16 protein-coding genes are annotated in these 13,542 nt (G+C 67.8%); 9 read left to right on the forward strand and 7 right to left on the reverse strand.

Going from position 1 to position 13,542, the window contains the following annotated elements; translation table 11 throughout:
* Window positions 1–325 (forward strand): acyl-CoA dehydrogenase C-terminal domain-containing protein (locus tag ADBZ6I_RS10570; RefSeq protein ID WP_526383549.1); only part of this gene is annotated, 325 nt, incomplete at its 5' end.
* Window positions 326–357: 32 nt separating this feature from the next.
* Here ADBZ6I_RS10570 and ADBZ6I_RS10575 read toward each other — a convergent pair.
* Window positions 358–714, reverse strand: a complete 357-nt coding sequence (locus tag ADBZ6I_RS10575; protein WP_526383551.1) for a hypothetical protein — start codon at window positions 712–714, stop codon at window positions 358–360.
* A 129-nt stretch (window positions 715–843) separates the two neighbouring features.
* On the opposite strand from ADBZ6I_RS10575, the gene ADBZ6I_RS10580 reads away from it, so the two are divergent.
* The 5 genes from ADBZ6I_RS10580 to ADBZ6I_RS10600 all read left to right on the forward strand — a co-directional run bounded on the left by ADBZ6I_RS10580 (window position 844) and on the right by ADBZ6I_RS10600 (window position 6,036).
* Window positions 844–2,361, forward strand: a complete 1,518-nt coding sequence (locus ADBZ6I_RS10580; RefSeq protein WP_526383553.1) for a molybdopterin-dependent oxidoreductase — start codon at window positions 844–846, stop codon at window positions 2,359–2,361.
* Between the two features lie 377 nt (window positions 2,362–2,738).
* On the forward strand, window positions 2,739–3,701 hold the full coding sequence (locus ADBZ6I_RS10585) for a glycosyltransferase family 2 protein (protein ID WP_526383555.1): 963 nt from the start codon (window positions 2,739–2,741) through the stop codon (window positions 3,699–3,701).
* Between the two features lie 15 nt (window positions 3,702–3,716).
* Window positions 3,717–4,388, forward strand: coding sequence for an acylneuraminate cytidylyltransferase family protein (locus ADBZ6I_RS10590; RefSeq protein ID WP_526383557.1), 672 nt, complete (start codon window positions 3,717–3,719; stop codon window positions 4,386–4,388).
* Entirely contained in the window at window positions 4,385–5,314 is a 930-nt protein-coding gene (locus tag ADBZ6I_RS10595) for a phosphoglycerate dehydrogenase (protein WP_526383559.1), read from the forward strand. The genes ADBZ6I_RS10590 and ADBZ6I_RS10595 overlap by 4 nt, the downstream gene beginning before the upstream one ends.
* A complete protein-coding gene (locus ADBZ6I_RS10600) occupies window positions 5,311–6,036 on the forward strand; it encodes an SDR family NAD(P)-dependent oxidoreductase (protein ID WP_526383561.1) in 726 nt (241 codons plus the stop codon). Before ADBZ6I_RS10595 ends, ADBZ6I_RS10600 begins: the two co-directional genes overlap by 4 nt.
* A 20-nt stretch (window positions 6,037–6,056) precedes the next feature.
* Here the strand turns inward: ADBZ6I_RS10600 and ADBZ6I_RS10605 are convergent, their stop codons facing one another.
* Window positions 6,057–6,935 carry an SMP-30/gluconolactonase/LRE family protein gene (locus ADBZ6I_RS10605; protein ID WP_526383563.1) on the reverse strand — a complete coding sequence of 293 codons (879 nt, stop codon included), beginning with the start codon at window positions 6,933–6,935 and terminating at the stop codon, window positions 6,057–6,059.
* Between the two features lie 38 nt (window positions 6,936–6,973).
* Between ADBZ6I_RS10605 and ADBZ6I_RS10610 the strand changes: the two genes are divergently transcribed.
* Window positions 6,974–7,861: a shikimate dehydrogenase family protein gene (locus tag ADBZ6I_RS10610; RefSeq protein WP_526383565.1), complete on the forward strand. Its 888-nt coding sequence runs from the start codon at window positions 6,974–6,976 to the stop codon at window positions 7,859–7,861.
* Between the two features lie 131 nt (window positions 7,862–7,992).
* On the opposite strand, the gene ADBZ6I_RS10615 is transcribed toward ADBZ6I_RS10610, so the two are convergent.
* The 5 genes from ADBZ6I_RS10615 to ADBZ6I_RS10635 all read right to left on the reverse strand — a co-directional run bounded on the left by ADBZ6I_RS10615 (window position 7,993) and on the right by ADBZ6I_RS10635 (window position 12,340).
* Window positions 7,993–8,676 carry a L,D-transpeptidase family protein gene (locus ADBZ6I_RS10615; protein ID WP_526383567.1) on the reverse strand — a complete coding sequence of 228 codons (684 nt, stop codon included), beginning with the start codon at window positions 8,674–8,676 and terminating at the stop codon, window positions 7,993–7,995.
* A gap of 96 nt (window positions 8,677–8,772) precedes the next feature.
* Complete coding sequence (locus ADBZ6I_RS10620) at window positions 8,773–9,399, reverse strand: DUF47 domain-containing protein (RefSeq protein WP_526383569.1); 627 nt, start codon at window positions 9,397–9,399, stop codon at window positions 8,773–8,775.
* Window positions 9,396–10,421 carry an inorganic phosphate transporter gene (locus ADBZ6I_RS10625; protein ID WP_526383571.1) on the reverse strand — a complete coding sequence of 342 codons (1,026 nt, stop codon included), beginning with the start codon at window positions 10,419–10,421 and terminating at the stop codon, window positions 9,396–9,398. Before ADBZ6I_RS10625 ends, ADBZ6I_RS10620 begins: the two co-directional genes overlap by 4 nt.
* A 66-nt stretch (window positions 10,422–10,487) precedes the next feature.
* Window positions 10,488–11,351, reverse strand: a complete 864-nt coding sequence (locus ADBZ6I_RS10630; RefSeq protein WP_526383573.1) for an MEDS domain-containing protein — start codon at window positions 11,349–11,351, stop codon at window positions 10,488–10,490.
* Window positions 11,348–12,340: an anti-sigma factor RsbA family regulatory protein gene (locus ADBZ6I_RS10635; RefSeq protein WP_526383575.1), complete on the reverse strand. Its 993-nt coding sequence runs from the start codon at window positions 12,338–12,340 to the stop codon at window positions 11,348–11,350. The genes ADBZ6I_RS10630 and ADBZ6I_RS10635 overlap by 4 nt, the downstream gene beginning before the upstream one ends.
* Before the next feature lie 94 nt (window positions 12,341–12,434).
* On the opposite strand from ADBZ6I_RS10635, the gene ADBZ6I_RS10640 reads away from it, so the two are divergent.
* Window positions 12,435–12,626, forward strand: a complete 192-nt coding sequence (locus ADBZ6I_RS10640; protein WP_526383577.1) for a hypothetical protein — start codon at window positions 12,435–12,437, stop codon at window positions 12,624–12,626.
* A 303-nt stretch (window positions 12,627–12,929) separates the two neighbouring features.
* Window positions 12,930–13,542, forward strand: a 613-nt coding sequence (locus tag ADBZ6I_RS10645) for a hypothetical protein (RefSeq protein WP_526383579.1), incomplete at its 3' end; no start/stop codon positions are given.

Here is a 13,542-nt window from a genome sequence, read left to right on the forward strand (position 1 = left end):
TGACGCCACCGATCTCGCGCAGCGGTTGGACGCGTCCTGGCAGCGCCTGGTCGCCGTCACCGCGGGGATGTTCGGCTCCGGCGACATCGAGGCGGCGCTGGCCAACAGCGTGGTGTACCTGGAGGCGCTCGGTCACATCGTGGTGGCGTGGATGTGGCTGGAGCAGGTGCTGACCGCGCACGGCCACGCCGGGGACTTCTACGACGGCAAGCGTCAGGCCGCGCGCTTCTTCTTCCGCTACGAGTTGCCGAAGACCGCGGCGCAACTGGACCTGCTGGAGTCGCTGGACCGCACCACGCTGGAGATGCCGGACTCCTGGTTCTAGCGTCGACTCGGAAGGCCAAGGACAGGTTGCGGCTACGGCTGGCGCAGGCTGGGCCGGTAGTCGGCGACCTCGGCCTCAGCGGCGAGCAGCGCGCCCAACTCGCCTTCCTGTTGTGCAACGAAAACACCGACGACCAGTCGGCACAATTCCGGCACGCTCACTCCCCGCGCATCGGCGATGCGTTTGAGTCCGACCACCGTTGTCGTGGTGACATGAAACTGCACGGCGAACTGACCGCAGGAGCCATCTTCCGGCGGCAACCCCGGCCCCAAGATGACGGGATCGTCGATGGCGTACTCGCCAGCCTCGACATCCCGGCTCGTCTGAGCGACAACCTCGCTACGACGGCTATCCGGCTCAGTTCGCTCGTCGTCGCTGAGGTAGCCCATTCCGTCCACGCTAGACCCCGCAGAGTTTCGAGGGGGCTTGCTGACGGCAATGATTTCCGGTGTCTGACGGCCCACCGGGCGGCCCCCGCGGCCCTATGCCGCACCGGTGACCGCGAGTAGTTTGGCCCCATGGCCCCAACCCCGATCGGCACCCGGATGGGCGCCGGTCTGGCCGCCGCCGCGGTCTCGCTCGGCGTCACCGAGGTGATGGCGGCGTTCTTCTCCCCCGCCGCCGACGCCCGCACCGCGGTCGGTACCTCGGTGATCAATCTGACGCCCGGGCCGGTCAAGGAATGGGCCATCCAGACCTTCGGCACCGCCGACAAGGCGTTTCTGACCATCATGGTGGTGGTGGTGATCGGGGCCATCGCGGCGGTGGCGGCGATCGGGGAACGCACCCGTATCCCGTTGGGAAGCATTGCCATTGCCACCCTCGGACTCCTGGGCGCACTGGCGGTGCTGGCCCAGCCCGGAGCCGGACCGGCCGATCTGATCCCCACGGTGATCGGCGCCGCCTGCGGGATCGGCGCGATGCGACTGCTGACCCGGCCGGCTTCGCAGCCGGCACCCGACGGCGCGGATCCGGCCCGTCGGCGCTCGCTGCTGACCCTCGGACTGCTCGGTGCGGGTGCCCTCGGCGGGGTGGCGGGCACCGTTCTGACCCGTCAGCGGCGTTCGGTGGCCGGTGACCGCGACGCGTTCAGCCTGCCCGCCGCCACCGACCCGGCGCCGCCGATACCCCCGGCGGTGCAGCCCCCGGCCGACGGGCTGACCACCTTCGTCACCGACAACGCCGACTTCTACCGGATCGACACCGCGCTGAGCGTCCCGCAGATCAGCCGGACCGACTGGAAGCTCCGCATCCACGGCATGGTCGACACGGAGATCACCTACACCTTCGAGGACCTCAAGCAGTTCGACGTGGTGGAGCGTGCGGTGACGCTGGCCTGTGTATCCAACCCGGTCGGCGGAAACCTGATCTCCAATGCGGTGTGGACCGGATATCGGGTTCGTGATCTGCTGGCGCGCACCGGGATTCAGTCCGGCGCCGATATGGTGCTGTCGACGTCCCACGACGGCTTCACCGCCGGCACACCGGTCGAGGCGCTGACCGACGACCGCGACGCGCTACTGGCGATCGGCATGAACGGCGTCCCGCTGCCCGTCGAACACGGCTACCCGGCCCGGCTGGTGGTGCCCGGCCTGTACGGCTTCGTCTCGGCCACCAAGTGGGTGGTCGACCTCGAACTCACCCGCTTCGACCGTGCCGAGGCGTACTGGACCAAACTGGGCTGGTCGGCCCGGGCGCCGATCAAGACGCAATCCCGCATCGACGTCCCGCGCAACGGCGCCCGCGTCACCGCGGGATGGGTGACCGTCGGCGGGGTGGCCTGGGCCCAGCACCGCGGCATCAAGGCCGTCGAAGTCCGCATCGACGACGGCCCCTGGCAGCCGGCCCGGCTCGGGGCGAGCTACTCCAACGACACCTGGCGGCTGTGGACCTTCGACTGGAAGACCACTCCCGGCCGGCACATCATCACCGCGCGGGCTGTCGACAACACCGGCGCGGTGCAGACCGAACAGCCGGCGCCGCCCGCGCCGGACGGGGCCACCGGCTGGCCCACGATCTCTGTCGAGGTCTCCTGACACCATCCGCGAGACTGCGCCCCGACCGTCATGGCCGCTGAAATCACGATCGGGACGCAGCACCGATGCTCACTCACTACCCACCGCTGCTGGCCACGGCCCATCGTCGGCGACGACGACCGTCACCTTCTGGTTATCGAACGTCTCCCGCACCTGCCCATGGGCGCACAACACCCGGCGCGATCATGGCCGCTTGTTTGCTGACTCCGGGGTCCACGAATGGCTCTGCGGCCGGCTACAGGGTGTCGACTACCATGCCCACTGCACGTATTCGGCTAAAACTCTTGCGCACCGTGGACGGCTCTGCGGTCTCCGGATCGGAGAATCACCGGGAAATGCGCATACGGGACTGGAAAAGGACGGCAGAGGTCGCACGGATGGGCGGGGTTAAACAGAAGCGGCGGGTTTCGGCGGTCATTCGGGCCTACAACGAAGCCGAACACATCGGCCGGCTGTTGGAGGGATTCGAGCAGCAGACCGTGAAGCCCGATGAGGTCATCCTGGTGGACTCCGGCTCCGTCGACGACACGGTGGCCATCGCCAAGGCCGCCGGATGCACCATCGTCCACATCGACAAGGCCGAGTTCTCCTTCGGCCGGGCGCTGAACCGGGGGTGCGCCGCCGCCTCCGGCGACATTCTGCTTTTCAATTCGGCGCACGTCTACCCGGTTTACGACACCTACGTCGAGCACATCGCCGACGCCTTCGACCGCAAGGGTGTCGCCATCGCCTACGGCCGTCAGGTGGGCGACGAGCGCACCAAATTCTCCGAGTCGCGGGTCATGCTGAAATGGTTCCCCACCGAGAACATCTGGGATCAGGGCCATCCGTTCAGCAACAACGCCAATGCCGCCGTGCTCAAATCGGTCTGGGAAGAGTCGCCGTACGACGAGAACCTCACCGGCCTCGAGGATCTCGACTTCGCCAAGAAGGCGATCGCCCGCGGGCACAAGATCGCCTACGTTGCCGATGCTCCGGTGGTGCACGTCCACGAAGAGGCCTGGAATGTCACCCGGAACAGATATCGCCGTGAGGCCATGGCCTACGCCCACATCGTCGACGGAGCCAAGATGTCGCTGCCCGAAGCGGTCGGGCTGGCCCTGTCGAATGTCTTCGGGGACTACAAAGACGCGCTGATGGCCCGTCGAATCCGCAGCAATATCATCGGGATTCCGCTCTTCCGGACCGCCCAATTCCTGGGCGCCTGGGAGGGTTTCCGGTCCCCCGATCAGATCTCCACCCAACTGCGGCAGCGTTTCTACTACCCGAGCGAGTCACAGAAAGCCTCGACCACCCCCGAGCCCGGCCGGAAGATTCACTACTCCCGTTCCGACGACTGACATCGATGGAGAGCCATGACCACTGTCGCGATCGTCCCGATGCGCCACAACAGCGAACGGGTGCCCGGTAAGAACTATCGCCCGCTCGGCGGAATCCCGTTGTACCACCACGTGGTTCGGACGTTGACCGCCGTTCCGGAGATCGACACGGTCGTCATCGACACCGACAGCGAGTTCATCATCAACGACTGCGCCGAGCACTTCCCGCAGGTGCGGGTTCTCCTGCGACCCGAGCACCTGCGCGACGGCGGTATCGCGATGAACGACGTGCTCCTCAACACCCTCGACCAGGTAGGCGCCGACGTTGCGCTGCAAACGCATTCGACGAACCCTTTCCTGAAGCCGGAGACGGTGTCGGCGGCATTGCAGCGCTTCGCCGAGCCCGACCGGGACTTTGATTCGATCTTCTCCGTCACACGGTTGCAGGCGCGGCTGTGGAACGAGGCGAACGAGCCGGTGAACCACGACCCTTCCGTGCTGATACGGACCCAGGATCTGCCCCCGCTGTTCATCGAGAACTCCTGCTTCTTCATCTTCACTCCCGAGTTGCTCCGCCGCAGACACAACCGCATCGGTGAGCACCCGCTGATGTTCGAGATGTCGCCGCTGGAGGCCATCGACATCGACATCGAAGAGGACTTCGCACTCGCGGTGGCCATCGCCGCGAGCCGGGACACCACCGCATGAGCGCGCCGTTGATCCTGGTCACCTGCCGGCAGATGCAGGTCGAGCTACCCGCCCATCGCGATCGGATCGAGCAACTCGGCTACGAGGTCCTCGCTCCCGATCTCGGTGCGCGGCAGCAGTTCACCGCGGCCGAACTGCTCGACTACAGCTCCCGCCTGGTCGGGATCATCGCCGGTGACGACCATCTGAGCCGGGAGTTCTTCGATGGTTGTCCGCAGCTCAAGACGGTGATCCGCTGGGGAATCGGCATGGACTCGGTGGATCACGATGCCGCCCGGGCGCACGGTGTCACCGTCCGCAACACCCCGGGGGTCTTCGGCGACGAGGTCGCCGACTGCGCGTTCGGCTACATCCTCAACCTTGCCCGCGGATTCATCGCCGTCGACGCGGCCGTCCGGCGCGGCGAGTGGCCGAAAGTGGAAGGCGTCACGGTGGCCGGCACCCGACTGGGCATCGTCGGGTTCGGGGCCATCGGCAGGGCGATCGCCCAGCGCGGCAAGGGATTCGCCATGGACGTTGTGGCGTATGACCCGATGGTGGAATCCTCTACCGATGCCGCGATGGTCGATCTGGACACCCTGTTGTCCACCAGCCGGTTCATCGTTCTGGCGTGCCCGCTGACGCCGCAGACCCATCACCTGATCAACGCCGACCGGCTCGCCCGGGTTCGGCCCGACGCGTACCTGGTCAATGTGGCGCGGGGCCCAGTGGTCGCTGAGCCGGATCTGATCGAGGCGCTGGAGAACCGCCGGCTTGCCGGCGCCGCACTCGACGTGTTCGAGGTCGAGCCGTTGCCGATGGCCAGCAAGCTTCGGGAATTCCCCAACGTCATCCTCGGGGCGCACAACGGTTCGAACACCCGGGAAGGCGTGGCGCGGGCCAGCAGTACCGCGGTGGACTTCCTCATCGAGGAACTCACCCGGTGACAGCCGCGGTGATCGTCACGGGGGCCGCGGGCGGCATCGGCACCGCCCTGTGCCGGCGCATGCAGCGGGACGGCTACACCGCCATCGGAATCGACCAGGCGCCCTCGGCGGCCGCGGACGTAGACCTGCAACTCGACTTGCGCGACACCGATGAGTTGATCGCTCTCGGAAGTGAATTGGCACAGAAGTACGCGGTGAAGGCGATCATCCACAACGCCGCCGTCCAGCCGATGGCGGGCGCGGGTGAGACGACGCCCGATCAGTGGCTGGACACCCTTCGCGTCAACGTCATGGCCGTCGACGCGTTACTCGCCGGTACCCGGGACAGCCTCGCCGCCAACGCCGGCTCGGTCGTCGTCATCGGCAGTGTCCACGGCCGCGCGACCACCAACGGGATCACCGCCTACGCCACCAGCAAGGCGGCGCTGGAAGGCTGGGTGCGCGCCGCGGCCTTGGACCTCGGGCCCGGGATTCGGGTCAACGCCGTCGCGCCGGGGGCCATCGACACCGCGAAGCTGCGTGAAGGTTTCGCCCGCTGGGGCGACGACGTGGCCGAGGAGCGCAAGGCTGTACTGCGTTCGCGCACAGCGCTTCAGCGCATCGGCGATCCCGATGACGTGGCCGGGGCGGTGTCGTTCCTGATCGGCGCGGACGCCGCCTTCGTCACCGGAGCGGTGCTGCTCGTGGACGGCGGGGCGACGGCCCGCCTGGGCTCGGAGTGACCGGGCCGGCACGTCAGATTTCAGCCGGCGAATTCCTGTAGCATCGCGCCGCGGAACCGCGTCTCGACGGCGAAGACGGCGCCGGCATCGGGTTCGTCGTTGTCCGCCAACCCCTCTCGTGAGGTGGTGATGAACAAGACGTTGCGCTGCTCGCCGCCGAAGGCGCAGGAACTCACCTGGCTGACGCCGGGGACGCGAATGGTCTCGACCAGGCTTCCGGCCGGGTCGTAGTGGTTGACCGCACCGCCGCCCCACAGCGCAACCCACAGGCCGCCCTCGTCGTCGATCGCCATCCCGTCCGGCGATCCTTCGGTGCCCTCGGTGAGATCGAGGTGGACACGACGCCCGGTCCACCCGCCGGTCTGCGGATCGCAGTCGAATGTGTCGATCCTTCCGGTCGGGGTGTCTATGTAGAAGACCTGTCTGCCGTCGGCCGACCAGTGGACGCCGTTCGAAATAGTCACCGGGGCGAGCAATTCCACGACCTCACGATCGGGGCTCACCCGGTACACCCCGCCTGCGCCGGGCCGGGCGCCGTAGGCCATAGTCCCGATGACGAATCCGCCCAGCGGATCACAGCCGCCGTCGTTGGTTCGGCAGGACGGATCGTCGGTGACATCGGCGACATGCTCGAACTGACGAAAGTGGTCGTCGGACAGCACCACACCGCGCTCGACCGCGATCACGAAACCCCCGGAGGCACGGCGTCTGATCGTGGTGGCGACCGGGCTCGGTACCGGATGCCGGGAATGGTTGCCCTGCAGGTCGAACTCGATCACCTCGCCCCGCAGAACGTCCATGCAGAGGAACCGGCCGTTCGCCGCGTCCCAGAACGGGCCCTCGCCGTGAAAGCAGACCGACGCGGTGACGCGATCGGCCTGCCGTGAAGTCTCCCGCATCCGCCCATAGTCGCATGGCAACGCGAATAATCGCGGTCATGAACGAGCACTCCGAGGGGGCGGCAGCGCCCACCATCCCCCCGCAGAAACAGATGACCGGGATGCTGGGTCATCCGGTGGCGGAGAACCCCATCGACCGGATGTTCGACGCGGTGTACCAGCACTACGGCCTGCACTGGCAATTCTGGAAGAGCGACATCGCCTCGCCGGAGGACCTGGCGCTGGCGGTGCCGGCGCTGCGCCCGCTGGGCTATCGGGGCTTCGGCATCACCGTGCCGTGGAAGGTGGCGGTGATCCCGTTACTCGACGACGTGGACGACGACGTTCGCGCCATCGGCGCAGCCAACTACGCGACCGTCGAGGACGGCCGGGTGGTGGGGCACAACAACGACGGCAAAGGTGTGGTGCAGGCGATCCGCACGGTCGCCGACCTGGCCGGCCAGCGGGTGGTGATGCTGGGCGCCGGCGGCGCCGGACGGGCGATGGCCGTGGAGCTCGCCTGGGCCGGAGCGGCGCATCTGACTCTGATGACCCGGCGCGAGGAGCAGGGCCGGGAGGTGGCCGCCACCGTCACGCGGGTCTCCGGGGTGCCCGCGCAGTGGCAGGCCTGGGAGACAACCGTGGCAGTGCCGCCCGGGACCACTCTGCTGATGAACGCCACCCACCTGGGCTGCGCCCCTGATCTGGAGCCGCTGCCGGTGGCGTGGGACACCATCGATCCGGCGTGCGTCGCGGTCGACGTCATTACCAACCCGCGGATCACCCCGTTCCTGGCGGCGGCGCGGGAGCGCGGCTGCCCGGTGGTCGACGGGGTGGAGATGCTGGTGCAACTGGCCATGCAGATCTTCCAGCGCTGGACCGGGGTGGCCCCGGAGGAGGCGGTGTTCCAGCGGGCGGTGGCCGACGCTCTCGGTGAGACCGTCTGATCGGCGCGCACGGCGGTGGCTCAGGCCGCGACGATAGCCGGGACGGTGCCCCGCGCGGCGTCGGAGGCCAGGCTGGGACCTGTGGATGTGGTCGGGAGCCTACTTCGCCGAAGCGTAGCTTTACGTGCCCGTCAGGAGCTATTGCGCACCAAGGAGGGCTGGCCGACTCCGATGGTGATCCGCGGCGAGGCGGCCGGGTCCAACCACGTCAGCACCGACTTCATCTCCTCGCGGCCGATCGCGACGCATCCCCAGGTCGGGCTGCCGTCGGTGACGTGCAGGAAGATGCCGGACACCTTTCCGGGAATGCGTTGCGGGTTGACGGCGATGTTGACCGCGTAGTCGTAGACCGGTCCGGAGTCGTAGAGGTTCTCGGTGATCGCCGACGGGTTGGTGGCGGAACGGACGTGAGTGTTGTACGTGGGTGAGCCGGCGTCCTCGTCCCACCAGTCCTGGTTGGTGGCCTGGAAATACGGCATCTTGGTGCCGGGGTTGGGCTGCCGGCCGAAAGCCTGGTCGAAGGTGAAGGTTCCCTCCGGCGTGCGGTGAATGCCATCGCCGGGTTCACCGACCCCCAACGAACCCACCTTGGCCTTCGTCGGGCCCAGCACGACCTTCCACTCCTGGCCGACCTTCTGGAACGCGGTCAGTGTCCCGGTGGTTTCAGTCGCGGCTGGTACGCCGACGACGATCCACTGCGACGACTGGGCGGCGGGAGCCGGGGCCGGCTCGGCAACCGCGGGGGCGGCCCCGGCCACCGATGACAGCGCCACACAGGGCAGCGCCATACCGGCCGCGAGCGTTTTCGTAAGCACGGCCAATCGTAACGACCAGTCGGCAGTGCCCCGGGGCCGCGAAACGGGTTCGCCGCCGAAATGGGAGCCAACCGAGACCGGGCTCAGCGGCCGGGGTCAGCTCTCCTTGACCTGCGAATACCAGATCCGGTCGGCGACGGAGACGATGTCGTCGGAGATCGCCGAGACGCGCCGGTAGAACTCGCGCCGGGCGGTGATCTCGGCGATGTCGCTGAGTTGAAGCAGATCACCGGCGGCCTGCCGGTACACCCGCTCCAGGTTGCGCTGTGACTTCACCGCGGCGTCGGCCGCCTCGGTGGCCGACACCGGGGACTTGGCGACCCGGACACCCAGCGCGCTGAAAGCGGTGCGGATGTGGTCGACACCCTCGGCGAGCAGCACCGCCATATCGGCGGTGGCCTGGTCAGGCGGGACGCCCATCACCTCGGACTCACGGACGGTGTTCTTGGCGCCGTTGATGACCTTGTCGAGATCGCGGGACAGCTGGAACAGATCCTCGGGTTGCAGCGGGGTGGTGAACGCCTCACTGACCGCGTCGACGAGGCCGCGCCGGACCTCGTCGCATTCGTGTTCGGCGACGCGGACCTCGTCGGCACGCGCGGTGTCTCCACAGGCCCACTCCGCGAACGCCGCCATGCCCTCGGCCGAGATGTCGGCCTGTCGCCGCAGCATGCCGATCACATCGGGCGTCTCGGGCAGAAACCAGCGGGCCGACGGACTCATAGCGCTCTCCAGATCACGAGGACGATGATTGCCAGCAGTGCGGCCGCGGGAATGGTGGTCAGCCAGGCGATGCCCATTTCCCGGACGATCTCCCAGCGCACGTGCTTCCACCGGCGTCGGCCGCCGCCCACACCGACCACCGACGACGCCACCACGTGAGTGGTGCTCACCGGAGCGCCCAGCAACGACGCGCCAAGGATGACCGTTGTCGACGACGCCTGGCTGGCAAACGAATCCAACGGGGTCAGGCTGAAGATCCGGTGCCCGATGGTCTTGACGATGCGCCAGCCACCCAGGGCGGTGCCCATGGTGAGCGCGAGGCCGGTGGCCACCTTGGCCCACAACGGGACGGTCATGGTCGTCGTATGCCCGGATGCGAGCAGCAGCACGGCGATCACGCCCATCGACTTCTGGGCGTCGTTGCCGCCGTGGCTGAACGAAAGCCCCGCTGCCGCAACCCATCCGCCGCCCCGAACCGGTGTGATCCAGCGCGTCGTCCAGCGGCGGGACACCCGCCGCAGCAGACGCAGCAGCACGAAGGCGACGGCGAAGCCCAGCGGCGGGGAGACGAGCAGGGCGACCAGCACGCCGATCACCCCGGTGGGGTGCCAGCCTTCGAATCCGCCCCACTGCACCGATTCCAGACCACCGGAGCCGGACATGATGCCGTCGACCACGGCGGCTCCGACCAGACCGCCGACCAACGCGTGCCCGGACGAGGACGGCAGGCCCTGCCACCAGGTGATCAGGTTCCACGCCGTCGCTCCGGCCAGGCCGGCCCCGACCACGGCCACCATCTGGCCCTGCGGCACGGTGACGATCTTGCCGATGGTGTCGGCGACCGCCGTGCCCAGCAGCAGCGCGCCGGCCATGTTGAACACCCCGGAGAGGACGACGGCCTGACCCGGGCTGGCGCCGCGGGTGGCCACCAGGGTGGCGATCGCGTTCGAGGCGTCGTGAAATCCGTTGGTCAGCGCGAACGAGAGAGCGAAGCCGATGGCGACAATGAGCCCGACCTCCACTGCACCTCCCGAGGACCAGGCATCACCTTAAAGTGAACGCCGGGTGAACGGTACTCGGGTGCCCGCTCAGGCAGTGGGCTCGACGCGGATGCTACCCAGATCGAGCAGCTTGACCAGCCGGGTGACCACCGGGGAATTCCCGCGCATGACCACCTGGCGCGCGTCGCGCCGGGCGTAGCGATCCAGGGTGAGCAACTGCCGGTGGCCGATGAACTCCACAGCGTCGACGTCGATCACCACGTCGTCACCGCCGGGCCCCGGCCCCACGTCGTCACCGCCGACAAGCGGCCAGATGCGCCGCACCACGGTGCTGAACGTGTCAGCGCTGGCGGAGTCGATCTCCCCTCCGATCGCGAAATCGGCGGTCGAAGCGGCGTAGAGGTGAAATGTCGGCGAGTCGGGGCCCATCAGGGGGTGCAGGCAGACCAGCTCGCCGGCTCCTGAAGCCAGTTGACTGGTGTCATAGGCGCACAGCGCGGTGATCGGCGCCTCCGCCATCGCCTGGTCGATGAGGAACTCCAGCCTGGCGAAGGCGTCGCGTTGTTCGGGCCGGGCGTTGACCGCGGTGGGATCGCCGACGATGCGGACTCCGCTATAGCCCGCCGCGAGGGCGTCGTCGACCGCGGAGGCGCACAGTTCCAGCACTGTGTCGGGGTCGACGACGTCGTTGCCGTCGGCGAGGCCGTAGAAATCCTCCGCCGGCGTGACTGTCACCGTGCTGGTGTCGCCGGGCATCCTGTCCAATTCGGCCCGCAACTGTTCACGGGTGCCGGCTCCCACATACTGCAGCCACTGATTGTGGGCCAGCCCGTCGGCGAGGTAGTCGGCTGCCTGCCGAAGGAAGTCGGCGCGGTCGCGATAGCCCCAGCCGAGATGGCCGAACGGGACCAATCCGGTCGCCGTGTCAACGACGCCGTGTCGACGTGTCATGTCAGCTGCTCCTGAGCCGGTTTCAACGAGAGGAAAGCCTGGATAGTCGTGCCGTTATGGCTCGTGTGCATCCGAACGAGATCGGCGAGCGCATTGACCAGCAACAATCCGCGGCCACCCAGCGAATGCGGCGACGCCATCCGTCGCCCCGCCAGCGGATCGTCGAGATGGCCACCGTCGCGCACCTCACAGATGAGGTGGCCGTCTCGCTTCCAGAGGGCCAGCCGGCAGTCCCCGCCGCTGTACTTCAGGCTGTTGGTGGCCAGTTCGGTGACGATCAGGTTCAGATCGCCGATGCGGTCCCCGGGCAGCCCGAGCGCACCGGCGCAGTTGGCGGCGAACGTCCGGGCGGCACTCAGATCGGTCAGTTGCGTACACCGGAGCACCGCCGCGCAGGGGTCCGTCGCGAGCGCTGTGTTGCTGTCGCCGAAGGCGTCCTGCCAGGTGTACTCCCGGCTGGGCACCAGCGCTGAACCCTGGCGGATCAACGGGTGGGTCCGCTTGGCGTCGGCGATCACCCGGTCCGGCAGGTTGGCCGCGTCGTAGGGGCACAGCGTGACCAACCGGTCATCGGCGAACGCGACGTTGAACAGCGCTTCGTTCTGGACGCAGGCGGGATATTCGTCCGCACTGCGCCCCGGCCACACCGGCTCGGCGACGGAGCGGACCTGCCGACCGGGAGGCACGGCACTCAGCGCTGCGGCGAACATCGCGAAGGTCCGCGCCGGATTCCGGCCGATCGCGGTCATGTCGGCCCACTGCACCGTTTCCTCGGCATCGCCCAGAGCGTCGCGGAGCAGTGTCAGGTTGGCGGTCGGGACGGCGACGTGAATCGAGTCGTCGTTGGCCACCCCGTCGAGGATGAACGGCACGACAGCGGCCAGGAATTCGTCGTCACCGCGGTAGAACGACGCGAAGTGGGTCAGGCCCGGTGAAAGGACTCCAAGAACGGCGCCTGGATCAGCGGTGGAACCGGCCGCTTCGCGCATTCCACCCCTCCCCGGACTCACAGCGATGCACGCGCGTATGACGGTACGCGCAGTTGCGGGACTGTGTTAGCGGCACCTCGTCGAATCAGCATCGGTGTGTAGGTTTTCGACTGCGGGTCAGGCGCCGCTGTTCACCATCCCGCCGCCCACACCGGCGAACTCGCGGGGGCCGGGCTGGCCGCTGTGGGTCGTGTACGCGGTGGGGGTGGTGGGCGGTGCGGTGGTCCTGCACGTCGCCGCGGGGCAGGTGCGCTCCGGTGAGTCGATCGGCGTGCGGCCGGACTAGCAGCACTTCTTGGTCGCCACCTGGCCGGTCAGGACGTGGTGTTCGGTGGGGTCGCCATGGGACCCGTTCTTACCGCACCCGTTCTTACCGCATCCGGGGGTTCGCCTACCACCTGTTCCGGCCCGTTCATTGGCGCTGTCGCTGGTTACCTGCCGGGGCGGCATCCGGGGAATCTTTGCCTTCCCATCGGGTACTCGGATTATCCTTCACAACAGATTCCTGCCTCGGCAATCGCAGGTGACGAAGGGGATCAGGGAAAGGTGCACCTGACAGCGCGTGCCCCGGCAAGGCGGGGGGGCCATCATGGCAAAGCTGAAAAAGGCCGGTTCCGAACGCCCGCCGGATTGGCTGCAGCGTATTGAACCCGGCCACTATGCCGACGGCAAACCCCTGCACCGCATCCGCTACATCCAGTGCAAAGTCAGCCTCAAGCCCGATCTGTTGACCTCGCGGGAAGCGCTCTTCGAAGTCGGCGAACTGGTCAAGCGTCCCGCCAAGGACAACGGAATCGAATTCAGCGCCGGTCCCTACCGGCGCCGGCCGCATGGCATCCGCGAGGTGCAGTTCCTCGACACCGCCGACTTCCGGCTCTACAACAACGCCTTCATCCTGCGCAGGCGGGTGCGCTATCACGACGGCTTCCCCGAGGGCGACCCGGAGATCGTGTTCAAGTTCCGCCATCCCGACGCTCAACTGGCCGCGGAGACCGACGTCCGGCCCAACATTCCCGGCAAGTACCGCATCAAGTTCAAAGCCCAGGCGCTGCCGCTCGACGTCGAAGGCGGCGGCGTCCGAATGCTCTACTCCCACAACGTTCAATTCGATCGCGCCGAGTATGTGGTCGACGACCGCGACCCGAGTTTGTTCGACACCCTCGCCGACGCGCTGCCGCTGCTGCGCACCATCAAGAAGTCGG

Source organism: Mycobacterium sp. (genome assembly GCF_044342925.1).
GTDB lineage: Bacteria > Actinomycetota > Actinomycetes > Mycobacteriales > Mycobacteriaceae > Mycobacterium.